We start from the raw sequence: 26088 nt of genomic DNA on the forward strand, positions 1-26088 counted from the left end.
GAATATCAATGCCTAGCGGACCTTTTGCCCATGTGTGCATGGTCGTGCGCGATCTGGACAAGGCGATCGAGGATTGGACCAAGATCCTGCGCGTGCTCGATCCGGCCTCGCTGGAAGAACGTCTCGTCAAATATGACGAATTTTCCAGCGGCGACGACGCCGGCATGAAGTGGGCGACCTTCGTCAACAATGGCGGCACGGAAATCCAGTTCATTCAGCCGGCACCGGGCACGCCCATGGGCGATCGCCTCGAAAAGGTCGGCGAACATGTCCATCACCTCTGCTATGCGACCGACGACGTGCCGGGCGCGATGGAAAAGCTGCGGGCCGAAGGGCTGCACCTGCCCGGCGGTGGCCAGACGTTCAACGATCCGGACATGACCTGGCAGAAATGGAGTTGGGTCGGCCACAAGAGCACGCACGGTGCGCTGATCGAGGTCGCCTCGCCCTATGAGAGCCGCAACGACGGCAAGTGGCACCATGCGCCCGGCAAATTCGCCTATAAGGGCCCCGGCGAGCATCCGTCGTTCGCAGACATGGTCCCGCCGGTCGCCGCCGAATGATGCAGTCGCCCGGCATGACGATCCCCACACGGATAAGCCTGCCGGGTAACGGGCTGGAGATGGTTGCGGACGCCTATGGCGACCCTGCCGCGCCACCCGTCTGCTTCTTCCATGGCGGCGGCCAGAGCCGCCGTTCCTGGGCCGGGTCTGCCAGGCGAGTGGCGCAAGCCGGCTATTACGGCCTGACCTTCGATCTGCGCGGCCATGGCGACAGCGGATGGGCCGCCGACGGCGACTATCTGCTGGAAGCCTATGGTCGCGACGTCGAGTCCATCATCCGGGCCTTCGACAGGCCGATCGCGCTGGTGGGGGCCTCGCGTGGCGGCCAATCCGTGCTGGTCGGCGGGTCGCGCCATGCCGATCTGGTGCGCCTCATCATGCTCGCCGACGTCGCCCCCTATATGGTGGATGACGGCGTTGATGACATTCGTGACTTCTTCCGCGCCAGCGACTCCGGTTTCGCGTCGCTGGAAGAAGCGGCCGATGCGCTGCATGCCCATCTCGGCCAGCCCCGCCTGCCCGACGTGTCGGGCCTCGCCAAATCGATGCGCGAAGCGGATGGACGGCTGTTCTGGCACTGGGACCCCCGCACAACGGCGCCAGAATTTCTGCACCCCCCTTCGGAAGGGGAAGCGCTCATCGCCGCGGCCCGTCGCGCGCGATCGCCACTCGTCCTCGTCAAGGCGGAACTGAGCGAGATCGTCTCGGACGAAAGCGTTCGGCAGTTTCGGGCGCTCGCCCCGCAACTGGAGGTCGAGATCGCCCATGGCGTCGGCCATATGTTCACCGGCGACCGCAACGATGCCTTTGCCGATCGCCTGCTTCACCACCTGGCACTTCATCTGCCGCTATGACGAAAGGCGCGGCCTTCGTCGTCGGCGGAACCGGCGGCCTCGGCAGCGCGATCTGCCGACGCTTGTCGACCGAATGGGATCAACTCGCCATCGGCTACCGATCCAGCCGGGAAAAGGCGTTGGCGGTCGCGGCGTCCCTGCCAAACAATTCTTGCGAGGCGCTGTCCATTGCCTGCGATCTTTCCGATCGCACCTCCATAGAGACCGGTATCCGCGAGACGGTCGAGCAATTCGGCGCCATCGGCACGATGGTCTTCGCCAGCGGGGTCGACATAGCCCAACCCTTCGTCAGCCAGATCAGCGAAGAGCAATGGCGCGAAGTCATCGAGATCGAACTGGTGGGCTTGACCCGCATCGTGTCCACCACTCTGCCCTATTTCCGCGCCCAGGGCTTTGGCAATTTCGTCACCGTCGTGTCGGTCGCAAACTATTGCTTCCCCCCCGGCGACGCGTTGTCATCGGTCCCCAAGGCCGGAATGGAGGCGCTGGGCCGCGCCATCGCCAAGGAGGAAGGCCGTTACGGCATCAGGGCGAACATGGTTGCGCCGGGCATCATCGACGCCGGGCTTGGCGCCGATTTCCTGACATCGCTATACTCGCCGGAAATCTGGGAAGCGCAGCGCAGGCGCATTGCCCTGCAACGCTTCGGCAGCGGCGAGGATATCGCCGAGGCCGTCGCCTTCCTGGCTTCGGACAGGGCGAAATATATGACCGGACAGACCCTGATCGTCGATGGCGGCTTCAGCCTCTGAAGCCGCCTGCTCCGCTCAACCCAAAAAGCGCTGCGCGGCCACCCCATCGCCCCAATTATGGATGCGCTCCCAGAAGCGGACGCGGGTGGGCGCGAAATTATGCATGTGCGCCATTTGGGGGCATATAAAGAGCTGGATGTCCTCCGCGCTCTTATAGGCGCGGGGCTCGCCAAGGGGATCGGGCACCACGTCACGCTCGCCCATTGCGATCAGCACGGGGACGCGCACGACCGCGGCTTCCAGCGCCACCGCGCCCGGCGCCACCATGTAGACGCCACAAGGCGGCGTGGTCGCCGAACGCCATTCGGGTAGCGGATCGACCAGCCCAGCGGACGCCTTCATGTCGAGCGTGACGATATCCTCAGGCTCGTCATCATGGTGGAAGGACCATTGAAAGGGATGCTCGCCAGCCCTTGCCGCCGCCTGGAGCGCTTCGGCGTCGCCCAGCGTCACGCCCGGCGCCTGCGCCAGCGCCGCCGCGTTCAGGACATGCGGCGCATCGAGCGATGAGCGGCGCGAAATCCAGGGCCATGCGGCAGGCGGCTGTCCCGGCCGGGTCGGCACGACGGTATGGACGCCGCTATAGCCCAGCACGCCGATGCCATGGAATGTCTGGTGATTGCCCTGCGCGACGACCGTGAAGCATCCGCCCATCGACTGGCCGATGCCAAGGCATGTGGCATCGACGATCGGGGCCAGTCCGTCGACGAGCGTGCCCGCTTCCAGCCGGGCCATGACCGCGCGCACCATAGCGTCGTTGGCCGCCGCGACATTGTCGAGATTAAGGACATTGCCGTCGGGAATCGTCGAATCACCAAATCCCAGATGATCGCACGCGACGAAAATCCATCCGCGTTGGCAATGGAAACCCGCTTCACCGCCGCCCGACCCGTCCGGCATGTCGAAGCTGTAATAGCGTCGGCAATAGCCCCCGCCGGGGAAAGCGAAACAGACGGTCGTGGGATGGGCCAATGCCGTAACATCCGGCAGATGGACAGTAATGGCCACATGGGCGGCCGTGCTGAGCGCCGCCGCCTCGCTGACATCGATCTTCAGTTCGACGGACCGCTTCATGCCTTTGCCATTCCTTCCATCCCAAACACCGACGTCCCCGTTTCGCCGAACCGGCGCGCCCTCGCTGCGCCGGTTCGGCATGTCGGTCACTTATAGGGATCGACGGGCTGGGGAACGTTGATGACTTCGAGATCCTTCAGCATCGTCAGCACGTCGGAGATGGAATAGATGTGATCGATCTTGTCGCCCCGGAAACGCAGCCATGAGAACCACAGGACGTTGAGGTCGTTCCCGGTGGGCTGGACGCCCATATAGGGGCCGCCGGTATGCTTGCCATGATGATGGCACAGCACGCAGATCTCGTCCTCGCCACGGCCCCAGGCCTTCAGCGTGCGATAGATGCTGGGCGGGAAGGTCTTGTAGAGGCCCTGCGGCGAGGTCTTCCACACATGATAAGTGCCAAGGTCGGGCCGGTTCGGGTTGTCGTAGGTCATCGTGTCGGTATTGAAGAATGCGTCCATTCCATCCCAATCGCCGCGATTGATGACCTCATGCAGGTCCATCCAGTGATTGACCATGAACGCCTGCCGCTCGGTCAGCCCGGCTGTGATGTCCGCCCGCGTTTCCTTGGACAGGACGAAATCGGCTTCCGTGAACGGGGCGAGGCCCATAATAGTCTCCTTGATCAAAAAACGGTCCGCGGGATCGGTCCCGTGGGCTGTGGCTTCTTCCCCATAGCCGCCGCGCCCGGCACCTACCTAATGGAAGGCGGCGAGCCTGCTCCCCTGTGCCAGCAGCCATTCTATAGAATGAGGTGAGGCGGAGGAGAGGCCATGACACTGACCCTGCAGGAAATGTCGGACCGGTTCGAAATTCAGGACCTGATCGTTGGCTATTGCTATGCGGTCGATACACGCGACTGGGATGCGCTGGACCGCTATTTTACCGACGACGCTGTGATCGACTATTCGGAAATGGTGGGCGTCGTCGGCAGCCTTACGGAAATCAAGGCATTCCTCTCGGCAAGCCTGACGCCGATCCTGGCCTTTCAACATGCCGTGTCCACCACCCAATATCAGATCGCGGGCGACCGGGCGCAGACCAAAACCGCCTGCTATAATCCGATGACGGTCAGCAATGGCGAAACGACCGATACCTTGGTCTTCGGCCTCTGGTACCATCATGAATTCGTCCGCACCGCGCAAGGCTGGAAGATCAGCCGCCTCTATGAGCAGAACTGCTACCGGATCAATGTGCCGGACTGGCTCGCGGCCCAATTGCCCGCCTGATTTCCCCACAGCCTTTTCGGATTCCGAGGGGGAGCCTGATGCGCCGTTTTCTGAACATGCTTTTCGTCCTGCTCCTGTTTCTTGCCGGTCTGTCGCTGCTCGGACTGGGCGGGCAGCTCGCGCTACTAGGCGGGTCGATCTGGTATGGCGTGTCCGGCCTCGTCATGACGGTCACCGCCTTTCTCGGCTGGCGCCGTTCGCGGCTCTCGATCACCCTCTATTGGGCCTTTCTCGTCGCCAATCTGGGTTGGTCGCTCTGGGAGGTCGGACTAGACGGTTGGGCGCTGGCGCCCCGGCTGGCCATGCCCGTCGCCATGGGCCTCTACATGCTCACCCCCTTTTATCGGCAGCATGTCGGGCTTGGCCGTCCCCTGCCCGGCGCCCGCGCGCTGTGGCCCGCTCTTCTCCTGCTCTTCATAGGCGCCGTCGGCACCGCTTTCTGGACGGATCGTTCGCCGCCAGCGCCCAGTGCGCTCTGGGGCGCCGGACCTGCACGAGCAGCCGATGGCGACTGGATCGCCTATGGCAACGATCGGGGCGGGTCGCGCTACTCGCCGCTGGCGCAGATCACGCCCGCCAATGTCGGTCATCTGGAAAGGGCATGGACCTACCACACCGGCAAGCTGACCGACGGCAAGCAAGGCACCGCCTTTCAGGCCAATCCGCTCAAGGTGGGCAATCGTCTGTTCCTGTGCGCTGGCAATAATGATGTGATCGCGCTCGACCCCGAAACGGGCCGGCAATTATGGCGGCACCAGCCCAAGACCGATCTCGCTGGCGTCTATGGCCTCGTCTGCCGCGGCGTCACCCATTATCGCGTCCCGCAGGCCCGGGGCTTTTGCGCCGAACGCATCTACACCGCCACGCTCGACGCCCGGCTGATCGCGCTTGATGCCGCCACCGGCAAGCTATGCCCCGGCTTCGGACAGGGCGGTCAGGTGGATCTGAAAGCGGGACTGGGCACGGTCGACAAGGGCTATTATTTCGTGACCTCGCCCCCCGCCCTCGTGCGGGGCCGTCTCGTTCTGGGCGGCTGGGTGATGGACGGTCAGAAAATCAGGGAACCCTCGGGCGTCGTCCGGGCGTTCGATGCCGTCACCGGCGACTTTTCCTGGGCCTTCGACATCGGCCGCCCCGACGATCACGGCCCGCCGCCGCCCGGCGGCGTCTTCACGCCGGGCACGCCCAATAGCTGGGCGCCGATGAGTTCGGATGACAGGCTGGGCCTCGTCTACGTGCCCACGGGGAACGCGACGCCCGACTATTTCGGCGGACATCGCACCGCCAATGACGATCTTTATTCCAGCGCCGTGCTGGCGCTCGATGCGGAAAGCGGGGCGGTGCGCTGGTCCTTCCAGACGACCCATCATGACCTGTGGGACTATGACGTGCCCGCCCAGCCGACGCTGGTCGACCTCCCCGGCGGCGTCCACGGCCTGCTCCAGCCGACCAAGCGCGGGGAGATATTCTTCCTCGACCGGGCGACCGGCAAGCCCATTCTGCCGGTGGAGGAACGCCCCGTCCCGCAGGGCGTCGTTTCCGGCGAACGCCTGTCGAAGACCCAACCCTATTCGGTGGGTATGCCCAGTTTCGGCGGTCCGCGTCCGACTGAAAAGGGCATGTGGGGCCTGACGCCGATCGATCAGGCGATGTGCCGCATCCGCTTCCGCCAGGCCCGTTTCGACGGCGACATGACGCCGCTGTCGACCGAGCATCCAACGCTCACCTGGCCTGGCTATCTGGGCGGAATCGACTGGGGCGGCGTATCGGTCGATCCCCGGCGCGGGCTGATGATCGTCAACAACAACCAGGTCGGCAACTATAACCGCCTGATCCCCAGAGCCGTTGCGGACCGGCAGGGCATCAGGCCGATGACCGCCGCCCATATGAGCGATGTCGGCGGGCCGGTCGCCCAGATGGGCGTGGCCTATGCCGCCCATATCGCGCCCTTCCTCTCCCCACTCGCCATTCCGTGCCAGCAGCCCCCCTATGGCCGCATCAACGCCGTGGACCTCAAGACCGGCAAGCTGGTGTGGAGCCGGCTATTCGGCACCTCGCGTGACAGCGGTCCACTGGCCCTGCCGACCTTCGTGCCGATTCCCATGGGCGTGCCCAATATCGGCGGATCGGTAGTGACCTCAAGCGGCCTCACCTTCATCGGGGCGACACAGGAGCATATGTTCCGCGCCTATGAAACCACGACCGGCCGGCTAGTATGGAAGGCGCGCCTGCCGGCGGGTGGCAACGCCTCCCCCACCACCTATTGGTCCAATGCCAGCGGACGCCAGTTCGTGGTGATCGCAGCGGGCGGACATGGCGCCATGCTGGCCGGTGCGAGCGATGCGTTGATCGCCTATGCCCTGCCCAAACCATAGCGGGCGGCGAGGGATAGGCGCCTTCCACCAGCCAAGGAAAGGCGACGAATCGCGGCAAGAGGCCGCCTAATCCTATCCTTTGGCGGGCAAGATTGGCCAAAGGCGCTTTATGTTTCTTCGGGAAACAAGGGGAGGAAAACATGCCTGCACATGGCAGTCTGGTAAGGCGCTTGCCCGTCGGCGCCGACGATGAACGCGCGATCAAACATGTGCTGCTGCGTTACGCCACCGGTATCGACACGCGGGACTGGCCGCTGTTCCGGACCTGCTTCGCCCAGGATTGCGAGACCGATTACGGCAGCTTCGGACATTGGCGCGGTCCGCGCGAAATCGCCGAATATATGGCCGATGCGCACCGCCACATGGGGCCGACGCTGCACCGCATCACCAATATCGTGATAGAGAAGCGCGACGACCAGGTGCACGCGCGCAGCTATGTCGATGCGATCCTGCCGGAGTCGGCCCAGGGCGGCGTGACCCATCGCGCGACCGGCTATTATGACGATTGCCTGGTTCGGACATCGGACGGCTGGAAGATTTCCCGCCGGAAGTTCACCCTGGTCAAGGCGGGTCTGGATGGCTGATCTCAACCGCCAGGTCATTTTGACGTCCCGCCCGGCGGGAGTCGCGCAGGCGGAGAATTTCGCGATCCGGCATGCGCCGGTCCAGCAGTCCGCGCCGGGCCAGATTTTGGTGCGCAATCACTATCTCTCGATCGAACCGGCGATGCGCGGCTGGATCGCCGATACGGGCAATTATGCTGCGCCCGTCGCCATCGGCTCGGTCATGCGCAGCCTTGCTTCGGGCGAAGTGGTCGCCTCCGCGCATCCCGACTATGCGGTCGGCGAGCATGTGTCCGGCTGGTTCGGCTGGCAGGACTATGCCTGCGTCGCGGCCGATCAGGTCGTCCAGCGCACCAGCGCGGCCGAGATGCGGGCATCGCTCGGCATTCTGGGCATCAACGGCATGACAGCCTATCTCGCGCTCACGCTGGTCGGCCAGCCCCGCGCGGGCGACATCATTGCGGTATCCACGGCGGCTGGCGCGGTCGGTTCGGCCGTCGGGCAGATCGCCCGCATCCTGGGTTGCCGCACGATCGGCCTTGCCGGCGGCCCCGACAAGGCCCGGCGCTGCGTGGAGGATTATGGCTATGATCATGCCATCGATTATCGCACCGACGACATAGGCGCGGCTATCGCCCGCCATGCTCCCGACGGCGTGGACATCTATTTCGACAATGTCGCCGGCGCGATCAGCGACGCGGTCGTGCCGCATCTGGCGCAGCGGGGGCGCGTCGTCGTGTGCGGCACGGCATCGATCGACCGTTGGGCGCCATGGCCCACCGGGCCGCGCGTGGAACGGCATCTGCTGGTCAAGCGCGCCCGGATGGAGGGCTTCGTCATCTTCGACCATGTCGATCGCTATGCCGAAGCGACGGCGCAACTGCAGGCATGGATCGCGCAGGGCCGCCTCACGTGGCGCGAGGATATATTGGACGGGATCGAGGCCTGTCCCGACGCGCTCGCCGGTCTCTATCGCGGCGAAAATGACGGCAAGCGGCTCATCCGTCTCGTTTGATCTGGGAAGAGGACATCACGTCATGGACAATCTGGAAGGGCAGATCGCCATCGTTACCGGCGCATCGTCGGGCATCGGCGCGGCGAGCGCCCGAGCGCTTGCTGAAGCGGGCGCGACCCTGGTGCTGGTCGCCCGCCGCGCCGACCGTCTCACCGAACTGGCAGAGGAACTGGGCCGTGGCAGCACGGCCTTCGCGGCCGACATGGCGGACCCGGATGCGCCGCAAAAGCTGCACGATTTCGTTCTCGACCGATTCGGCCGCGCCGATATCCTCGTCAACAATGCCGGTATGCTTCATGCTGCGCCGATCGACACATTCGACCTCGACCAACTCCGTCCGATGATCGCGATCAATTATGAGGCGGTGGTGCGCGCCAGCACCCTGTTCGCGCGCACGATGAAAGCGGCCGGCAGAGGGCAGATCATCAACATCTCCAGCATCGGGGCGAACATCACCGCCCCCGGCGTGGGCGTCTATGGCGGCCTCAAGCGCGCGCTCGAGGCTTTTTCCGACTGCTTGCGGGTCGAGCTTGCCGGATCGGGCGTCAAGGTAGGGATCGTCGCGCCGGGCACGACCAGCACCGAGATTTTCGAGGATATGAAAGCGAGGGGACAGCCCGCCTGGGACAGCTTCATACCCGCGATGCAGCCTCGCGACATCGCCGAAGCAGTCGCCGTCATCGCGCGGCAGTCCGAACGCACCAATATCGCGCGTATCCAGGTCTATGCCGCGGCCGACAGCCACTGACGCCCCGGCCGGAGCCGGAGCGTCCGTCGATCAATCGAGCGTGGCGTAGGCGTCCAGCCGGAACGGATTGACCGCCTCGCCATCGCGCATCTTCGTCACCCATTGCGCGTCCATCAGGAGGGCGCGGCCGACTGCGATCAGGTCGAATTCGCCCCGCGCCATCCTGTCGGCCACCAGCGCCAGATTGTCGGTCATGACGGTCGGTTGCGCGAAGGAGGATTGCAGATCCTTGCTGAGGCCCACGCCGCCGACCGCGATGGTCGGCTTGCCCGTCAGCTTCCTGACCCAACCCGCCAGCCCCATGTCGGCCCCCTCGAAGGCCGGCGCCGTAAAAATGCGGGTGCTGGCATCGAATATATCCACCCCCGCCTCGACGAGCGGGGCGAGCATCGCTTCCAGTTCGGCGGGCGTCTCCGCATTGCGCGCCTCATAATCTTGCAGCTTCCACTGGGAGAAGCGGAAGATGACCGGAAAGTCGGGCGCGGTCGCTGCCCGGATCGCGCGCACCAGTTCGACCGCGAAGCGCGCCCGCTCGGCAATCCCGCCGCCCCAGCGATCGTCTCGCACATTGGTATGGCGCCACAGGAAACTGTCGATCAGATAGCCATGCGCGCCATGCAGGGCCACGCCGTCAAAGCCGACCGCCTTCGCATTGGCCGCGCTGCGGGCGAAGGCGGCGATCAGGTCGCCGATCTCGCTGTCGGTCAGCGGCGCGGTGGGCGTGCGCACCTGTTCCAGATAGTCGGGCGAGACCATCGCCTTGTCGGTCGGGCCCCATATGCCCGAGGGGCGGGCCGAGGGGGCATCGGGATGATAGCCCGTACCGGGCACACGAATGACGCCCTGGTGCCATAGCTGCGGGATGATGAGGCCGCCCGCCGCATGCACGCCGGCCACGATGTCGCGCCAGCGCGCCAGCGCTTCGTCACCATGCAGGACGGGTGAAGCGCCGCCCCCCATGGTTTCACGCCCCACGGCGGCGGGATGGTCCACGCCCACCCCTTCGGTGATGATCAGGCCCACATCAGCTTCGGCCCGTCGTCGATAATAGCCTGCCACGCCGTCCGATGGGATGCCGCCCGGCGAGAAATTGCGCGTCATCGGCGCCATCACGAACCGGTTGCGCAGGCGTAGCGAGCCCATCGTGAACGGCATGTATAAAATCTCAGCCTGCCCCATCAAAGCGGTCCTCTCCTTTGCCTGTCAAAAGACCGTGCCGCAGGGCATGGGCGTCGAAAACCTATCCTGTGACAGGACAGCCGCGCCCGGACCTCGCGCATGGTCGGGTCGACTCAGGCGGCTTCGACGGCAAGGGCGGACTGCGGACAGGCTTCGGCGCCTTCCCGGGCCTGCTCCTCCAGTCCTTCGGGAACGATTTCGTCGTCAACATACACGATGCCATTGGCGTCAAGCTTGTACACTTCGGGGCAAATTTCGGCGCACACGCCATAGCCGCAGCATGCCGCCTTATCGATCACCACTTTCAGTTTCTGGCTCATCCGGCCTCTCCTTCCTCTTTGATCACACATTACATCTTGAACAGATTTAGTTCAATATGTATAACACGACTCAATCAAGGAAATCGATCAGGAGAGCAACATGCTGCACAATGCCGGGCTGACGCTGAGCGACGGAACGACGCTTGACGATCTCATCAATCGCGACATGAACGAGGTGTCGCTGAGGGTGATGAATGACAAGGAGCTGTACGAGCTGGAGATGGAGCGGGTGTTCGCCCGCACCTGGCTGCTCCTTGGCCATGAGTCGGAAATTCCCAAGGCCGGCGACTATGTCATGCGCGACATGGCCGAAGACAATGTGATCGTCTCGCGCGACCGCAGCGGCGAAATCCACGTCATGCTGAACGTCTGCCCCCATCGCGGCATGAAGGTCTGCACGGCCGAAGCGGGGAATGCCCACGCCCATCGCTGCATCTACCATGGCTGGGCCTTCCGCGCGGATGGCAGCTTCATCGGCGCGCCGATCGAAAAGGAGCAGATGCACGGCAACAAGCGGTCCAAGGACGAGTTGGGGCTCAAAAAAGCCCGCGTCCACCTCTATGGCGGCCTGATCTTCGCCACCTGGAACAAGGATCTGTCGTTCGAGGATTATCTGGGCGACGCGAAATTCTATCTCGACCAGCTTTTCTGCCGTACCGACAATGGCCTCGAGATGCTTGGCCCGCCGCAGCGTTTCGTGCTGCCGTGCAACTGGAAGATCCCCGGCGAACAGTCCGGGTCGGACGGCTTCCATACCCTGACCCTGCACCGTTCGCTGATGGAAGGCGGCATCATGGGCGGCACGGCCGAGTCGATCTACGACACCGCGCCGGGCATGTATGGTGTCGATCTTTCGGTGCCGCAGGGCCATACGCTGCGTTGCCTGGAGGCGGCCCAGACCTTCAAGATGTTCGCCGACGTTAGCTTCGAAGGCAAGTCGACCGAAGAGCGGCTCCATCTGCTGCCGCCGCCGGGCATCACCAAGGAATTGATCCCGCAACTGTTCAGGAATCTGTCGGAAGACCAGGTCAAGCAGTTGGCGAACATTCCGCCCCAGGTCGGCGGCATGTTTCCCAACATCCTCGTCGCCTTCATCTTCGCGCCCCGCATGGATGGCGGCGCGTCGGGCGCCCTGTCGCTGCACACCTATGTGCCCAAGGGGCCGGACAAGGTGGAGTTCGTTAACTTCATCTTCGCGGAAAAGGACGCGCCGGAAGACGTGAAGCGCGACATGCTCCAGAACGCCATCTGGTCGACCGGCACGTCGGGCACGATCGAGCAGGACGATGCCGACACCTGGCCGCAGATCATGCGCAATTCGCGCGGCCATATGAGCAAGACGATCACGCTCAAATATCAGGCGCTACACGGCCATGAGCGTCCCGAAGGCTGGGTCGGCGGCGGCGATCTCTATCCCGGCTTCACCAAGGACGACACGCAATGGGCATGGTGGATGGCCTATTACAACATGATGGCCGACGCCTGAGCCGACGCGACGAGAGAGGACAGATATCATGGTGAACTACGCGACCGCCGCCATCGACAAGACCAGCGTCATGCGCGGTCTTGTCTCCACCAAGCGCGTGCCGCTCGGCTCGGACGTCTATAACCGCCTGCTCGAAGCCCTTTATGAGGAAGCCGCCGCACTCGACGAGCGCCGGTTCGACGACTGGGTGGCCTATCTGGAAGAGGATCTGAGCTACACCGCCCCCCTGCGCCTCACCCGCAACGGTCCGAACAAGGACCGGGACGTGGTACGCACGATGAAGCATTTCGACGAGAATTACGGTTCCATCCTGATGCGCACCGGCCGCCTGGCGAAGAGCGCCTGGGCCGAGGATCCGCCCTCGCGCACGCGCCGCTTCGTCACCAACGTCCGCGTCGCCGAAAGCGAGACGGTCGGCGAATATGAGGTGGTGAGCTATCTCTATGTCGAGCGCAGCCGCATGGACAATCCGGAGAATGAAACCATCAGCGCCGAACGCCGCGACATCTGGCGGCTGGTCGACGGCGCGTACAAGCTGGCGCGCCGGGAGATCATCGTCGACCAGTCGACGCTGGGCATGTCCAACTTCGCCATCTTCCTCTGACCGGACCTTTTCTGGTGACGGGAACCCCGCATATCGTGGTCGTCGGCAGCGGCCTCGCCGGCTATGGCGTCCTGCGTGAGCTGCGCAAGCTTGCGCCGGACGCCCGGCTGACGCTGGTCACGCAGGATGACGGCCATTTCTATTCCAAGCCCGCTTTGTCCACCGCCCTCGCCAAGGGCAAGGTTGCCGATACGCTGATCACCACGCCGGCGGAAAAGATGGTCGCGCAACTAAAGCTCGACCTGCGCGCCGGCCGCATCGTCGAAGCGATTGATCGGGAGGACAAGGCCGTTCTCACCACTGGCGGGCCGATCTTCTACGATCGGCTGGTGCTGGCGCTGGGCGCCGATCCGGTGCGTCCGCCGATCGACGGCGATGCCGCCCATCGTGCGCTCGCGGTCAACAACCTCGACAACTATCGCGAGTTCCGCGAAAAATTGCCGGACGGCGCCCGCGTGCTGGTGATGGGCGGGGGGCTTGTCGGCACCGAATTCGCCAACGATCTTTCGGCAAGCGGCTATCAGCCGGTGGTCGTCGATATGCTTGGACACCCCCTCGCACAGCTCGTGCCGCCGGGCGTGGGCCAGATGATCCGCGACGCGCTGGCCGAAAAGGGCGTGGAATGGCATCTCGGCCGCAAGGTGCTCGCCATCCATAAGGGCGAAAGCGGCATCCGGGCCGAACTGGACGACGGCTTGGTGATCGAGGCAGCGGCGGTCCTGTCCGCCGTCGGACTGCGTCCGCATATCGCGCTTGCGCAGGAGGCCGGGTTGGAGGTCGCGCGCGGCATCAAGGTCGATCAAACCGGCCGCACCAGCGACTCCGCCATCTATGCGATCGGCGATTGCGCCGAATATCCGCAGGGACTGGCGGCCTATGTCACCCCGATCATGGCGGCCGCTCGCGCCATCGCGCCCAGCGCGCTGGGCACGCCGACGGACATCCGCTTTCCGCCGCTGTCGGTCCAGGTCAAGACCACCGCTTATCCCGTCGTCCTGCTGCCCGCGCCTGTCGGCGTGGACGGGCAATGGCAGGAAGTCGCCAATGACGAGCGCGGGCTGAAATATCATTATCACGACGCGGACGGGGCGATCCGCGGCTATGTTTTCACGAAAGACTATTGCCAGGACCGCATGGACATGGACCGTGCCCTGAGCGAGCAGATGACAGGAGCGGTAGCGTGACGGGATTGGTCAAGGACAAGGTCGCAATCGTCACGGGCGGCGCGAAGGGGCTAGGCTACGGGATTTCCCGCTGCCTAGCACAGGCGGGGGCGCATCTCCTGATCACCGGCCGCGATGGCGCCGCCGCTGAAGCGGTCGCAGCGGAGATCACGCAGAGCTTCGGCGTCCGCGCCATCGGCATGTCCGCCGATATGGGCGTCAAGACCGAAGTGGAGGCGATGATCGAGCGCGCCGTCAGCGAATTTGGCGGGCTGGATATATTGGTCAATAATGCGTCGCAGCTTTCGCCCAACGTGCTGCTGGAGCAGAAGACGGACGAGATGCTGCAGCGGACGCTGGAGATCGGCACCTGGGGCAGCTGGTGGGCCATGCGCGCCGCCTTCCCCCATATGAAGGCGCGCGGCGGCGGTTCGATCATCAACTTCTATTCGATCGACGCCCAGACCGGTGCCTGGCTCCATGCCGACTATAATATGAACAAGGGCGCGATCCTGGGGCTGACCCGGACCGCCGCGGTCGAATGGGGACGCTTCAACATCCGCACCAACGCCATCGCGCCGACCGGCATGGGACAGGTGTTCGCGGACCTCGCCGAAAACGTCCCCGGCTTTCTCGAAATGGCGACCGCCAGCAATCCGCTCAAGCGTGCGGGCGACCCGGAGAAGGACATCGGCCCGGTTGTCCTGTTCCTGGCTTCGGAAATGTCGCGCTTCGTCAATGGCGAGCTGATCAATGTGGATGGCGGTCAGCATCTGCCCGGTTATGTGAGCGTTCCGCACAACCTCGCCGAGATGGAAGCCCAGACATGAAATTGATGCCGCACACCGACTGGAGTGAAATCGTCGCGACGGATCAATCCGGCAGCGTCCAGAAGATCATGGACGGCACGTTGCGCGCGATCAACTCCATCGGCGCGCGGCGCCTGTCGATGAGCGACATCAGCGAAAGCAGCGGCGTTTCGCGCGGCACGCTCTATCGCTATTTCGCCTCCAAGGAAGAAGTGCTTGCCGCCTTCAGCGAATATATCTGCAGCAGCTTCGAAAAGGGCATCATGGAGTCGGGCGAAGGCATTGCCGACCCGATCGAGCGTTTTCGCGCGGTGATGCGCTTCTATGGCCGGTTCACGATCGAACGCTCGCCCGAAGGCATTTTCGAGGTCGAGCCGGCCTTCCATCTCAATTTCCTGCGCAGCCATTTCGGTCGCCACAAGGCCGCCGTCCAGCGCGCGCTTGAACCGGTGTTCGATCATTTCGAAAAGCTCATCGACAACCGGATCAACAGGGACGCCTTCTGCGACACGATGGTTCGCCTGCAACTGAGCACGCTCATCATTCCCGCCACACCGGACTGGCTGGCCATCTGGAACAGCGCGCCCGATCGATTGTGCGACTGGGCGCTGCAGATCGCCGGACACCATAGCGACCATAAGAAAGGATGAACTAATGGCTACTGCCCCCAAGATGGATAATGAGATCCAGTGCGGCTTCGCCGAAAAGGCCGTCGCCGACGCGATGGTGGAAAAGGCGCGCAGCTTTCGCGCTTTCCTGCAGGGCGAAGCGCCCGAGGGTGAAAAGCGGCGCAGTCCCACGCCTGCGGTCGACAAGATGCTGAAGGAAGAGGGATTCCTGCGCATGCTGCTGCCGCAGCGGCTGGGCGGCATGGGCCTGTCCCCAACGGATTTCTGCCGGGTGCAGATGGAGATCGCCAAAGGCGACCCGGCGATCAGCTGGGTCATCCAGATCATCAACGGCACGAGCTGGATCACCAGCCTGGCGCCCGACGGCGTGCAGGAGGCTGTGTTCGGCGACGGACCGCAGCCGGTCTGTGGCGCCTACAACCCGCCCGGCAAGGCCCGCAAGGTCGACGGCGGCTGGATCATCAACGGCACTTGGCCCTATATGTCCGGGTCGCGGCAGTCGAACTGGGCGCAGCAGGGTGTGGTGCTGGAGGGCTATGACGGCCCCGTCGTCCCCGGCATCAGCATGTGCTATCTGCCGATGGACAGCATGACCATTCAGGACACCTGGTTCGTGTCCGGCATGCAGGGCACCGGCTCCGACACGGCGATCGCCAAGGATGTCTTCATTCCCGAAGCCCAGATGGTGCTGATGGATGAGCGCGCCGGTCAGATCGACCGGACCAAGCGCCATTTCGGCGCCCCCTCCGACCTGCTGCCCGCCGTCCCGGTCGTCCGCACCACCGGCATCGCCCAGTTGATCGGCGCGGTCGAGGCCATGCTGGAGATCGTCACCGCCGAATCCCCCAAGAAGCCGGTGCTGACGACCATCATCGGCCCGCGCACCAAGTCTGGCGCCTATATGCGCGATCTGGGCGAAGCGGCGGCGATGATCGATACCGCCAAGCTGATCCTGTTCGACCTGACCGCTAAGCTGGACCGCGTCGGCCTGGGCGAGGAATTCACCCTTGCGGAAAAGGCGAAGCAGCGGGCGGGCGGCGCGCAGATGATCGAACTGATCCATGGCGCCAGCGAATCGCTGATGTTCCAGGCCGGCTCCTCTGGCTTTGCGCTGGACAAGCCGATCAACCGCTACTGGCGCGACGTTTCGATGGCGATGCGGCACATCCAGAATATCCCGACCATCGGTTATGAAATCTATGGCCGCAACCTGACCGCCGCCGATCCGATCTCGCCTCCGGGCGCCTATTGAGATCGATAAGCTATCGAAAGGAGGGTTGCCCGCTCGAAAGAACGGGCAACCCTCCTTCCTCAGCGGCCCGACCGCATCCATCACGACCATAGGGGAACGCCATGCGGGCCGCCCTGATCGACAGCGATGGTGGCTTCGCGCTGGCCGATCATCCCGAGCCAACCGCGCAGCCCGGCTATCGCGTCATCGACGTTGCCGCCGCCGGTATCGGCCCGACCGACCTCATGCGCGCGAAGGGCTTCTTCGGTCCCGTCGATGCGCCTTATGTGCCGGGTGGCGAGGGGGTCGGACGGCTGGACGATGGAAGCCGCGTCTATTTCGGCCATAGCAGGCCGCCCTTCGGCGCGATCGCGGAACGCACACTTGTGGCCGAAGAGGAGATCTGGCCCGCACCGGACGGGCTTCCCGATGACCAGATTATCGCCCTCGCAATCTCCGGCACGGGCGCGCTGATCCCGCTGGAGGAAGCGCGGATCGCCAAGGGCGAATCCGTCCTCATTCTTGGCGCGACCGGTCCGGTTGGGCAGATCGGCGCGCAGGTCGCCCGGCTGCTGGGCGCGGGTCGCATCGTGGCCGCGGCGCGCAGCCGCGAACGGCTGGAGGCGATGCAGGCCGCCGGTCATGCCGATGCGATCGCCCTGTTGGGCGAAGGCGATGACGACGTCGCGCTGCAAGCGCTCTCGGAAGGCGGCTATGATGTCGTACTCGACATCATCTATGGCCCGCCCGCGCAAGCGGCGATGCGCGCCACCCGGCCCGGCGCGCGCATGATGAGCATCGGCGTGCAGGCCGGGCCGACGGTCGCGCTGTCCCTGCGCGACCTCGTCTTCCGCAGCCATATCGGCGTTGGCACCGGACAACGGCCGGCCAGCGAGCGCCGCGCCGCCTATGATCGGCTGATCGCCATGGCGATGACACAGGGCCTGACCGTCGACACGCGCCGCTATGCCTTTGCCGATGCCGCCGATGCCTGGGCGGCGCAGGCCGGCAGTCCCCATGGCAAGATCGTCATCACCCGCTGATCCGATGGGAACTCCCGCCTATATCGATTCCACCGCCCGCCTGTTCGGCGATGTGCGGCTGGGCGACGATTGCAGCCTGTGGCCCTATGCCGTCGTCCGTTCCGAACGGGCCTATGTCTCGATCGGGCGCTGCGCCAGCGTGCAGGACCATGCGATGGTCCATATCGGCTGGGATGATCCCACGATCATCGGCGACTATTGCACCATCGGCCATCGCGCGGTGGTCCATGGCTGCATCATCGAACCTGCCTGCCTGATCGGCGTCGGCGCGACCATCATGGAACGCTGCGTCATAGGGCGCGGCTCGATCGTCGCCGGACACAGTTTCCTGCCGCCAGACAGTGTCATCCCGCCGCATTCGCTCGTCATGGGCACGCCTGGCCGGGTCGTCCGCCCCATCGACAAGCTGCGCGCGAACATCGTCGATGCGCTGCTGTATCGGGACAATGGGCGCGCCTATGCCACAGGCAAACATCGCATATGGGTCGATTCCGACATGACGAAGCTGGGCGAAGAGGCCGATGCGATCCTTGCACGCGAGGCCGCAGGCTGGAATGATCGGGATATGCCCCAATCCCACAGAACATAAGGCTGCGATCATGCCCGAAGCCCCCGCCCTGACCGAAGATGCCATGCTGAGCCTGCTCTTCCGCAACGCCCGCACCCATAATCAATGGAGCGATCGTCCGGTTACAGACGAGACTGTCCGGAGCCTCTACGACATCGCCAAATGGGGGCCAACGACGGCAAACAGTAATCCGGGCCGCTTCGTCTTCGTCCGCTCCGCCGCCGCCAAGGCGCGCCTCAAGCCGCATCTGAGCGCAGGCAATGTAGACAAGGTTATGCAGGCCCCCTGCACCGTAATCATCGCGGGCGACACGCGCTTCTACGAATTTTATGGCAAGCTGTTCCCGTCGCGCGACATGCGCAGCACGTTCGAAGGCAAGGACGCGCTGATCGCGGACACGGTGGCGCGTTCCTCGACGCTCCAGGGAGCTTATCTCATCATGGCGGCGCGGGCGCTGGGCCTGGATTGCGGCCCGATGTCGGGCTTCGACCAGGCCGGCACCGATGCGGAATTTTTCCCGGACGGCCGGTGGAAGAGCAATTTCCTGTGCAATATCGGCTATGGCGATCCGGCGGGTCTCTTTCCCCGCAACCCCCGGCTCGATTTCGAAGAGGCCTGCCTCGACGTCTGATGCAGGGCGAGGCGTCCGCCACAAGGCGAACGCCTCCCGCCGTTCAGCTTGCAGGCGTCCAGACCAGCGGCAGGGCGACCGGCTGGATCATGCCCAGATGGCATTCCACCTGATGGCCGAGCGCGATGCGGAAGTCGGGAATGCGCGCGAGAAATTCCTCCATCGCGATCCGCAACTCGCGGCGCGCCAGATGCATGCCGACGCAGGTATGGATGCCGAAACCGAAACCGACATGCCGTGGCCGCCGGTTCAGCCGAACCTCGGCAGGCGCATCGAACTCGGCCGGATCGCGACCGGCGAGCGTGGTCGACATCGCCACCTTGTCGCCGGGCATGAAGCGTATGCCGGCCACGTCCGTCTCCTTCTTGCAGGTTCTGAAGGTCGTCACCGCGCCATAGGCCCGCATCAGCTCGTCTATGGCGTGGGGGATTTCCGACGGATTGGCGCGCAGATAGGCCTGATCCTCCGCATGGCTGCCCAGATGGCGGAAGTGCAGGCCCATATTGGTCGAAACCGTGTCCAGCCCACCAATGAACAGGTTGAACATGAAGCCCAGCAGTTCGTCGTCGGTCAGCGCCCTGTCACCGATCCGCCCCTGCACGCCGAAACTGATGAGGTCATCGCGCGGGTTGGCCCGCCTGTCCTCGATCTCGCCACCCAGATAGGCGAGCACGCTGCGTGTCGCCTCGGCAATCTTGGACAGATCGTGATTGTGGAGCAGGTTCATTTCCCACGCCATGAACTCGCTCATCCGGTCATGCGGCAGGCCCATCAGTTCCATGAATACCTTGATCGGAAATTCGAAGGCGAAATCGCCCATGAACTCGCACTGGCCGCGCGGGGCGAAGGCGTCGATATATTCCACCGCATAGTGCCGGATCTTGTCCTCTAGCGCCGCCATCGCCTTGGGCGTGAAGGCCGGATTGACCATCTGGCGAAAGGGCCCGTGGGCAGGCGGATCGAGTTCCGCTGGCGAGTTGATCCAGTTCCCGCCCACCAGCTTGGAGAAGGGCGAAAAGTCGGTCGAGGAGAAATGATCGGTGTCGAGATAGATTTCGCGCAGATGCGCCATGCGACGCGGCACCCAGGCGGGCGTGCCCCCCGGATAGGCGTGGACGGCATAGATGATATCAGGCCCCTCATGCACCTGCATCGCCAGGTCGTCGAACGGGTCCACCGCCGTCGTCATGCCGAAGATGAAAGGGAAGTCCCGGCTCACCAGTTCGGGCGGCACATGATCGGGAATCGGCTGCTCGGGAAACATCATCGCACTTGCTCTCCTTGTCGTCTTTGCCTGCGATTTCGGACGGACAGTGGACGCCGCCCGCACGCCAGGCACCTGTCCTTCAGAAGGATCGCGGCAGGCCCAGGCTCTCCGCGATCCCGTTGCGCACCATTTCGTTGGTGATGGGACCAATCCGCCACAGGCGGCTGTCGCGCCAGTAGCGTTGCATGTCGGTTTCCGCCGAATAGCCCATACCGCCCAATATCTGGATGCCCATGTCCGCCGCCGCATTGGCGTTTTCGGACGCCATCAGCTTGAGCATATTGGCCTCGACGCCGACAGTCTCGCCCCGGCTCTGCTTGTCCGCGCAATAATGCAGCATCAGTTCGGTCGTCTTCTGCATGGTCGCAATGTCGGCGACATAATGCTGCAGGCTCTGGAAGCGACCGATGATCCCGCCAAAGGCCTTGCGCTGCTGCATATAGTCGAGCGCGTCTTCCAGCACGCCGTCGATGACGCCCAGGCAGAAGGCGCCAACCATGATGCGCTCGTTATTGAGCGTGGGCAGCAGCATGTACCAGGCCTTGTGGGGCTCACCCAGAACATGCTCGTCCGCGATGAACGCATCCTCGAAATGAACCGAGCAACTACCCATCGACCGCATGCCGAGCTTGGCCAGCGGGGTGATCGTCACGCCCGGGGTCTTCGTCGGCACCCAGAAGAGGGTCAGGCCCTGATGCTTCTTCTCGACGCCCCTGTCGCTGCGCGCGATCACCAGCAGATAATCGGCGACATGCGCGGAGGAAGACCAGATCTTCTCGCCATTGAGCCTCCACCCGCCATCGACCCGGTCGGCGGTGGTGGCCATCGCGCCGAGCAGGTCCGTGCCGCCGCCCGGCTCGGTAAAGGCGATCGCGGCCTTCAACTGGCCGGTCGCGATCAGCGGCAGATATTTCGCCTTCTGTTCGGCCGACCCGTAAAGGCCGATCGACTTGGACCCGGCAAAGCTGGTGATGCCCCAAATCCACGCCAGCCCGCCCAGCGACCGGGCCAGTTCCCGCGCCAGCAGCATCTGCATGACGACGTCGCCGCCCTGCCCGTCATATTCCTCCGCTATGCCGACGCCGTGGAAGCCCGCTTGCGTGAACTTGTCCCACAGCGCGAAGGGATAGTGATGCTCGTCCTTTTCGAGCGCGCGCGACCAATCCTTGGGCACTTCGCTGTCCATCCAGCGGCGGACCATATCGCGGAAAGAGCGATATTCTTCGGGCAGTTCGAAATCCATTGTCAGTCCTTTTGGTGTTGGTTCAAAGCGCCGCCCGCCATGGTCTCGCCATCGCACAGGGCAATCAGGCGCGCCGCCATCCGGTCGAGGCAGGCCAGCACGCCGGCCTGATCGCCCGCCAGGAAGGCCTGCAATATCGCCTCATGCTGGTGGAGGCCGCTTTCGCGGAGGGTCGTGATGCCATGCAGGAAAATGAAGCGGGCGATCAGCCCGCGCCGGTCCAGCGTCGACCGCAACAATTCACGGCTCGCCGACGCCTTGATGAAGATCGTGTGGAAATCGAGGCCAGCCATGATCGCGGCCATATATTCGTCGCTCTCCAGTGCCGCCCGATAGCGTGCGATCGCCCGCTCCAGCGCCCTGATCTCCGCTGCGCCGATGCGGGGCATGCCCCAGCCATAGCCCAGCCGCCACAGTTCGGCCTGCACGCGGATCAGGTCACGGGTCACGTCGGGGTCGATCGGCGTCGCCCGCTTCAACCTATGAGTTTCGACTTCGACCAGCCCTTCGGAGGCCAGTGTGCCCAGCGCTTCCCTGACCGGCGTCGCGCTGACATTCAGATCCTGCGCCAGCGCCGTTTCCCGCAGCAGCGCGCCAGGCGGAATGACACCCGCCACGATCCTCGATCGCAACACCGCCGCCACGGCCTGGCGCCGCGTCGCCGGGGACTGCAAGATCTCGGGTGACTCAAGCCGGTCAAGGGCCGATCCCCAATAGGCCGTGGAGGATATATCCTGCGATTCCATATTCTATAGAATGCAGCAGACCGGAACGATCCATTCCTCTCCAAGGATAGGGTGTCGGGCCAGCGAACCGCTGTAAAGCGGCTGCATGAAATGCCCGAAATGTAAAACGCCGCAGGACGGTTATGGCGGGTGGTGCCGCGCTTGCGGCCATGCTGGCGGCAATGCTCTCCGCGCGATGCTGTGGACCTTGATACCCACATCGATTATCGCGGTCCTATTGCTCGGCAGGATCGCCTATGCCGAAATCACGCGGCAAGGCAGCAGCCGCAACATCTACAGCAACGCCATCGAAACCCAGAATGCGAGTGGCCGCAGCGCCGCCTTCGCCAAGCTCATGCATGATGCGGGGCAGACATGCACGCGCACGTCCAAGTCCCTGTTCAGGGGGGATATCGGCCCTAACGCGGCCTGGGCGCTGCGCTGCGAGGATAGCGGCGACTGGCTGGTCCTGATCGCGTCCAACGGCGCGACACGCATTGCCAACTGCGGTCCGCTGGACAAGGCCGGGACACCCTGCTGGACCCGACTCTAAGGCGGCGGCGACTCCTGGAGCCAACGCGATTGCAATCCGGGTCGGCCGGTCAGCCGAGCCCCTCCCCGCTCCGCCACCAGCCAAGGCCGGGTGCGGCCCGCGTCATCATATCCCATGCCTGCACGCGCGCCGCTGCGAGGGCGGCCGGGTCCGCTCCCAGACCGGCGAAGGTACGCTCGATCATCTCGTCAATATAGTCGCGTGGTTCCACCGACCGGAGCATCAGGCGCCGCCGCGCCTCGATCGTCATGCCGACGATCAGATCCACCGCCACGTCGATCGACCGGAACTGCATCTGGCCGCCATCCTGCGCGGCATCCAGCGCATCACGAACCAGCAGGTCGAACATGCTCGCCCGCGCGAAATAATCGACATAGTCGACACGGCAGGTAAAGCCGCCCCAGCGCGGATCATGCCAGGCCCGCGCCATCGCCATCGCCGCGCCGCCGACCGCCCGGACCAGCGGGTCCGCCACATCGTCGAACAGCCTGCGGAAATCGGCGATCAGGTCCGCCGTCATCCGTTCGCCCAGTTCATTCACCGCAGCGTCGAGGGAGTCGAAATATTTGTAGAAGCTGCCGCGCGATACATCCGCCGCGCGGATCACATCATCGATCACCAGACTGCCGCTGCCCTGCCCCGGCTGATAGAGGTCGAGCACGGCGTCGAGCAGCCGATCGCGCATCCGGGCGCGCCTGATCGCCGCCGCAGCCGTGCGCGGATCGACAACGGGGGGAGCAGGCGCGGCGTCGGGCATCGCCTCCCTATTGCATCGGGTGGAAATAGCGCGCAAGCAAACTGCCATCCTCGCCGAATATATACTGTTCGATGCTGTGCACGCAGACAGGATGCCCGTCATATTCGCCTTCGTTGCGGACATAGATGACCGCTTCGTTGCCGCTCACCTTCACATCCTCGACGAACAGCTTCCACCCGACATATTGCGCGCACAGGGCCTCCAGCTTGTCCCAGCCTTCCTGAACCGGGCCGGTGGCCGGATCCTGCACCTTGAATCCGCCCGGCGCGATCGCGCGGAACGCCGCCATGAAATCGTCGATACGGCCCTCGCTGAACATGTCGGCCTGGGTCTTCAGGAATGTCGCGATTTCCTGCGTGGTCGGTTGTGTCATGATATGTCCTTCTCCTGTCATTTCGGTTCCGCCCAGATCGGTGCTGGCGTGATGTCGGGCAGCAGGGCAATATTGGACGGCAGGCCGGTGATCGCCCGGCCATATAGTTCGATGGAAAGTTGCCCGTTCAGCGCATTGTGGCGGGTGCCGACGCTCAGGTCGCGCCAGATCCGCTGCAACGGGCTGGAAAGGCCGAAGGCGCCCGGTCCGGCAACATCCATCAACCGGTTGCCCGCCGCGCGCAGCAATTCCATGGCATAGCCGCAATCGGCCTGGATTTGCGCCTTGTCGAAGCCTGTGAGTACGCGGCGTTGCGCGGTTTCGTCCAGCATCCCGGCAGCCCGGCGCACATGCAGCCAGGCCGAATCGATCTCCATCGCCGCGCGGCCAGTCATGCCGACCAACGCTTCCGAACCGCTCTGCCCGGCATAGGTCCAGCCCACCACCTGCCGCCTGGGCATCGCCTGCACCACGCCTTCGAGCAGCGCCGTCGCCGCACCCAGCATCGGCGCGAGCACGCCCAGCGGAAAAAGCGGCTCCATCGGCCAGCGATCGCGCGGCTCCAGCCCCTCCATCGCTAGGATCGCCTCGGCAGGCGGCGTGCGCGACGTCCAGAGGATGAGTTCGTCCGGCACGAACAGATCCTGCGCGACGATCATGTTGCTGCCGGAACCGGCCATGCCCGCGACATGCCAATTATCTTCGATCGAGCAGGCCGGGTCGCGCAGATCCAGAAATGCCAAAGTGGGTTCAACACCCCGATCCGTATCGACCATGACGCCGTTCAGCGCCCAATCGGCATGCAGGCACCCCGATCCATAGCCCCAGCGCCCCGACACGCGATAGCCGCCCGACACCGCAACGGCTTTGCCAGAAGGCGCGGAGGCGCTGCAAAATAGTTCCTCGCCGGTCTGGAACAGCCGCTCTGTCATGGCCGGCGGCAACGCGAACGCCGTTCCGGTAATCCCGGACAGCAGACCATAGGCCCAGGCAGTGCCGACGCAGCCCTTGGCCAGTTCGGCGACGGTCTCGATATGGGTGGTCAGCCTGTGTCCCGGCCCACCGGCCCGTTCGGGCGCCGTAATATGGAACAGGCCGGACGAGCGAAGCGCCTCCATCACCGGGGGAACGATCCGTCGCTCCCGCTCGCAGGCCGCGGCATGGTGCTCCAGCAAGGGCCGCAACGACGACGCGACACCTATGGGATCGGCAACGAAGGCCACGGGCTGCTTGTGCGCCGGGTGCTTTTCTACCGTTTCAGATCGCATCCGAATCATCCCTCCTCGCTATTTCCACATATAATGACGTTATTGTCATTGTATGACAAGCATGATCCGGGCGCGCCTGCCCGCCCCACCTTCCTGCGGATCGCTGCATTATCGTTTCGACACGCCCTGCCTCCCGATAGGCTGTCGGCGAACGCTCCTCTTCTAGGGTCCGCGCAATCGCCGACAGCGCCGATAAGGCCGGCTCCAAGAGAGGACTTGCACCGATGCGTAAAATAGACCTTCCGCCCTTCGACCGCGCCGCTTTCGTCGACAAATATGGCCCCTGGGCCATCATCGCCGGCGCATCCGAAGGAACCGGCGCCTGCTATGCGGAACAGCTCGCCGCCATAGGCATCCATCTGGTGCTGGTCTCGCGCCGGCAGGAGGCGCTCGATGCGCTCGGCCAGCGGCTGGCAACCGAACATGGCATCGAATATCGGGCCATCACCGCCGACCTCACCGAACAGGGCGCTGGAAGCCGGCTGGTCGAGGCGACCGCCGATCTCGACATCGGCCTTTATATTTCCAATGCCGGCGCGGACGGCGCGGGCAATAGTTTCTTCGGCGAACCCGTCGATCGATCGCTCCGACTGCTCACCATGAATGCGGCCAATGTGCTGGAAGCGGTGCATGGCTTTGGCAATCGCTTCCTCAAGCGCGGCAAGGGTGGCGTTATCGTCATGTCGTCTGGCGCAGGCCTTGGGGGGCAGCCCTGGCTGGTCATGTATTCCGCGACCAAGGCGTTCGAACTCAATTTCGTCGAATCGCTCTGGGCCGAACTGGACGGGCAGAATGTCGATATCGTCGGCGTCGCCGCCCCGATCATGGATACGCCGACCCTGCGCCGCGCCACCGAAGGACTGGGGATGGACTATTCCATGGCCTATGATCCGGCCGATGTCTGCGCGCTCGCCCTAGCCAGCCTAGGCAAGGAACCGTTGGTGATCGTTCCCGATGGCCCGGACGAGGAGAAAATCCCGCAGATCCAGACCGATCGAAAGACCCGCCTGGTCGCGCTGGCCGAATGGGGCAAGGCCTATACCGCCGCCGCGAACTGCTGACCGGG

At 64.3% G+C, this 26088-nt stretch carries 29 protein-coding genes; 19 read left to right on the plus strand and 10 right to left on the minus strand.

What is annotated here, in order from left to right:
- The first annotated feature begins 8 nt into the window (after positions 1-8).
- Genes ACFOKF_RS24585 through ACFOKF_RS24595 form a run of 3 tightly spaced genes read left to right on the plus strand, consistent with a single transcriptional unit; the run spans position 9 to position 2169 of the window.
- Entirely contained in the window at positions 9-563 is a 555-nt protein-coding gene (locus tag ACFOKF_RS24585; RefSeq protein ID WP_257211579.1) for a VOC family protein, read from the plus strand.
- Positions 564-577: 14 nt separating this feature from the next.
- A complete protein-coding gene (locus ACFOKF_RS24590; protein WP_380799194.1) occupies positions 578-1417 on the plus strand; it encodes an alpha/beta fold hydrolase in 840 nt (279 codons plus the stop codon).
- Positions 1414-2169: an SDR family NAD(P)-dependent oxidoreductase gene (locus ACFOKF_RS24595; RefSeq protein WP_380799196.1), complete on the plus strand. Its 756-nt coding sequence runs from the start codon at positions 1414-1416 to the stop codon at positions 2167-2169. The genes ACFOKF_RS24590 and ACFOKF_RS24595 overlap by 4 nt, the downstream gene beginning before the upstream one ends.
- A 15-nt stretch (positions 2170-2184) precedes the next feature.
- Here ACFOKF_RS24595 and ACFOKF_RS24600 read toward each other — a convergent pair whose 3' ends face one another.
- Positions 2185-3243, minus strand: a complete 1059-nt coding sequence (locus ACFOKF_RS24600; RefSeq protein WP_380799197.1) for a hypothetical protein — start codon at positions 3241-3243, stop codon at positions 2185-2187.
- Between the two features lie 86 nt (positions 3244-3329).
- A complete protein-coding gene (locus tag ACFOKF_RS24605) occupies positions 3330-3854 on the minus strand; it encodes an ester cyclase (RefSeq protein ID WP_099232554.1) in 525 nt (174 codons plus the stop codon).
- A gap of 162 nt (positions 3855-4016) precedes the next feature.
- On the opposite strand from ACFOKF_RS24605, the gene ACFOKF_RS24610 reads away from it, so the two are divergent.
- From ACFOKF_RS24610 to ACFOKF_RS24630, 5 genes are all read left to right on the plus strand, one after another.
- A complete protein-coding gene (locus ACFOKF_RS24610) occupies positions 4017-4472 on the plus strand; it encodes a nuclear transport factor 2 family protein (protein WP_099232555.1) in 456 nt (151 codons plus the stop codon).
- 38 nt (positions 4473-4510) lie between these two features.
- Positions 4511-6847: a membrane-bound PQQ-dependent dehydrogenase, glucose/quinate/shikimate family gene (locus ACFOKF_RS24615; RefSeq protein ID WP_380799199.1), complete on the plus strand. Its 2337-nt coding sequence runs from the start codon at positions 4511-4513 to the stop codon at positions 6845-6847.
- Positions 6848-6987: 140 nt separating this feature from the next.
- The gene (locus ACFOKF_RS24620; protein WP_380799200.1) at positions 6988-7431 is read left to right on the plus strand and encodes a nuclear transport factor 2 family protein; all 444 of its coding nucleotides are present in this window, start codon (positions 6988-6990) and stop codon (positions 7429-7431) included.
- Entirely contained in the window at positions 7424-8425 is a 1002-nt protein-coding gene (locus ACFOKF_RS24625; RefSeq protein WP_099232558.1) for an NADP-dependent oxidoreductase, read from the plus strand. The genes ACFOKF_RS24620 and ACFOKF_RS24625 overlap by 8 nt, the downstream gene beginning before the upstream one ends.
- 22 nt (positions 8426-8447) lie before the next feature.
- The gene (locus ACFOKF_RS24630) at positions 8448-9173 is read left to right on the plus strand and encodes an SDR family oxidoreductase (protein WP_375284838.1); all 726 of its coding nucleotides are present in this window, start codon (positions 8448-8450) and stop codon (positions 9171-9173) included.
- 30 nt (positions 9174-9203) lie between these two features.
- Here ACFOKF_RS24630 and ACFOKF_RS24635 read toward each other — a convergent pair whose 3' ends face one another.
- Entirely contained in the window at positions 9204-10328 is a 1125-nt protein-coding gene (locus tag ACFOKF_RS24635) for an NADH:flavin oxidoreductase (RefSeq protein ID WP_380799201.1), read from the minus strand.
- A gap of 137 nt (positions 10329-10465) precedes the next feature.
- On the minus strand, positions 10466-10672 hold the full coding sequence (locus ACFOKF_RS24640; protein WP_009823769.1) for a ferredoxin: 207 nt from the start codon (positions 10670-10672) through the stop codon (positions 10466-10468).
- A 100-nt stretch (positions 10673-10772) separates the two neighbouring features.
- Between ACFOKF_RS24640 and ACFOKF_RS24645 the strand changes: the two genes are divergently transcribed.
- The 9 genes from ACFOKF_RS24645 to ACFOKF_RS24685 all read left to right on the plus strand — a co-directional run bounded on the left by ACFOKF_RS24645 (position 10773) and on the right by ACFOKF_RS24685 (position 18836).
- Entirely contained in the window at positions 10773-12158 is a 1386-nt protein-coding gene (locus ACFOKF_RS24645; RefSeq protein ID WP_380799203.1) for an aromatic ring-hydroxylating dioxygenase subunit alpha, read from the plus strand.
- A gap of 28 nt (positions 12159-12186) precedes the next feature.
- Positions 12187-12762 (plus strand): aromatic-ring-hydroxylating dioxygenase subunit beta, encoded by a 576-nt coding sequence (locus ACFOKF_RS24650; RefSeq protein ID WP_380799204.1) that lies wholly within the window; start codon positions 12187-12189, stop codon positions 12760-12762.
- Positions 12763-12776: 14 nt separating this feature from the next.
- Complete coding sequence (locus ACFOKF_RS24655; protein WP_380799205.1) at positions 12777-13946, plus strand: NAD(P)/FAD-dependent oxidoreductase; 1170 nt, start codon at positions 12777-12779, stop codon at positions 13944-13946.
- A complete protein-coding gene (locus ACFOKF_RS24660) occupies positions 13943-14755 on the plus strand; it encodes an SDR family NAD(P)-dependent oxidoreductase (RefSeq protein ID WP_375284546.1) in 813 nt (270 codons plus the stop codon). The genes ACFOKF_RS24655 and ACFOKF_RS24660 overlap by 4 nt, the downstream gene beginning before the upstream one ends.
- Positions 14752-15384 carry a TetR/AcrR family transcriptional regulator gene (locus ACFOKF_RS24665; RefSeq protein ID WP_099233953.1) on the plus strand — a complete coding sequence of 211 codons (633 nt, stop codon included), beginning with the start codon at positions 14752-14754 and terminating at the stop codon, positions 15382-15384. The genes ACFOKF_RS24660 and ACFOKF_RS24665 overlap by 4 nt, the downstream gene beginning before the upstream one ends.
- Before the next feature lie 4 nt (positions 15385-15388).
- Positions 15389-16615: an acyl-CoA dehydrogenase family protein gene (locus ACFOKF_RS24670; RefSeq protein WP_380799207.1), complete on the plus strand. Its 1227-nt coding sequence runs from the start codon at positions 15389-15391 to the stop codon at positions 16613-16615.
- A 101-nt stretch (positions 16616-16716) separates the two neighbouring features.
- Complete coding sequence (locus tag ACFOKF_RS24675; protein WP_380799208.1) at positions 16717-17637, plus strand: quinone oxidoreductase family protein; 921 nt, start codon at positions 16717-16719, stop codon at positions 17635-17637.
- 4 nt (positions 17638-17641) lie between these two features.
- Positions 17642-18226, plus strand: coding sequence for a gamma carbonic anhydrase family protein (locus ACFOKF_RS24680; RefSeq protein ID WP_380799209.1), 585 nt, complete (start codon positions 17642-17644; stop codon positions 18224-18226).
- A 10-nt stretch (positions 18227-18236) separates the two neighbouring features.
- Positions 18237-18836 carry a malonic semialdehyde reductase gene (locus ACFOKF_RS24685; protein WP_380799211.1) on the plus strand — a complete coding sequence of 200 codons (600 nt, stop codon included), beginning with the start codon at positions 18237-18239 and terminating at the stop codon, positions 18834-18836.
- A gap of 43 nt (positions 18837-18879) precedes the next feature.
- Here ACFOKF_RS24685 and ACFOKF_RS24690 read toward each other — a convergent pair whose 3' ends face one another.
- From ACFOKF_RS24690 to ACFOKF_RS24700, 3 genes are all read right to left on the minus strand, one after another.
- Complete coding sequence (locus ACFOKF_RS24690; protein ID WP_380799212.1) at positions 18880-20103, minus strand: cytochrome P450; 1224 nt, start codon at positions 20101-20103, stop codon at positions 18880-18882.
- Positions 20104-20182: 79 nt separating this feature from the next.
- Positions 20183-21346: an acyl-CoA dehydrogenase family protein gene (locus ACFOKF_RS24695; RefSeq protein ID WP_099233947.1), complete on the minus strand. Its 1164-nt coding sequence runs from the start codon at positions 21344-21346 to the stop codon at positions 20183-20185.
- Positions 21347-21348: 2 nt separating this feature from the next.
- Positions 21349-22092 (minus strand): GntR family transcriptional regulator, encoded by a 744-nt coding sequence (locus ACFOKF_RS24700; protein WP_099233946.1) that lies wholly within the window; start codon positions 22090-22092, stop codon positions 21349-21351.
- 175 nt (positions 22093-22267) lie between these two features.
- Between ACFOKF_RS24700 and ACFOKF_RS24705 the strand changes: the two genes are divergently transcribed.
- Positions 22268-22624 carry a hypothetical protein gene (locus ACFOKF_RS24705; RefSeq protein ID WP_099233945.1) on the plus strand — a complete coding sequence of 119 codons (357 nt, stop codon included), beginning with the start codon at positions 22268-22270 and terminating at the stop codon, positions 22622-22624.
- Between the two features lie 49 nt (positions 22625-22673).
- On the opposite strand, the gene ACFOKF_RS24710 is transcribed toward ACFOKF_RS24705, so the two are convergent.
- The 3 genes from ACFOKF_RS24710 to ACFOKF_RS24720 are packed head-to-tail and all read right to left on the minus strand — an operon-like array spanning position 22674 to position 25022.
- Entirely contained in the window at positions 22674-23381 is a 708-nt protein-coding gene (locus ACFOKF_RS24710; protein WP_380799214.1) for a TetR/AcrR family transcriptional regulator, read from the minus strand.
- Between the two features lie 7 nt (positions 23382-23388).
- Positions 23389-23754 carry a hypothetical protein gene (locus tag ACFOKF_RS24715; protein ID WP_099233943.1) on the minus strand — a complete coding sequence of 122 codons (366 nt, stop codon included), beginning with the start codon at positions 23752-23754 and terminating at the stop codon, positions 23389-23391.
- Between the two features lie 17 nt (positions 23755-23771).
- Positions 23772-25022, minus strand: coding sequence for an acyl-CoA dehydrogenase family protein (locus ACFOKF_RS24720; RefSeq protein WP_380799215.1), 1251 nt, complete (start codon positions 25020-25022; stop codon positions 23772-23774).
- A 224-nt stretch (positions 25023-25246) separates the two neighbouring features.
- Between ACFOKF_RS24720 and ACFOKF_RS24725 the strand changes: the two genes are divergently transcribed.
- Positions 25247-26083 (plus strand): SDR family NAD(P)-dependent oxidoreductase, encoded by an 837-nt coding sequence (locus ACFOKF_RS24725; RefSeq protein ID WP_380799216.1) that lies wholly within the window; start codon positions 25247-25249, stop codon positions 26081-26083.
- Positions 26084-26088 lie beyond the last annotated feature (5 nt).

The sequence above is a fragment of the Sphingobium rhizovicinum genome (assembly GCF_042647625.1).
Taxonomy (GTDB): domain Bacteria; phylum Pseudomonadota; class Alphaproteobacteria; order Sphingomonadales; family Sphingomonadaceae; genus Sphingobium; species Sphingobium rhizovicinum.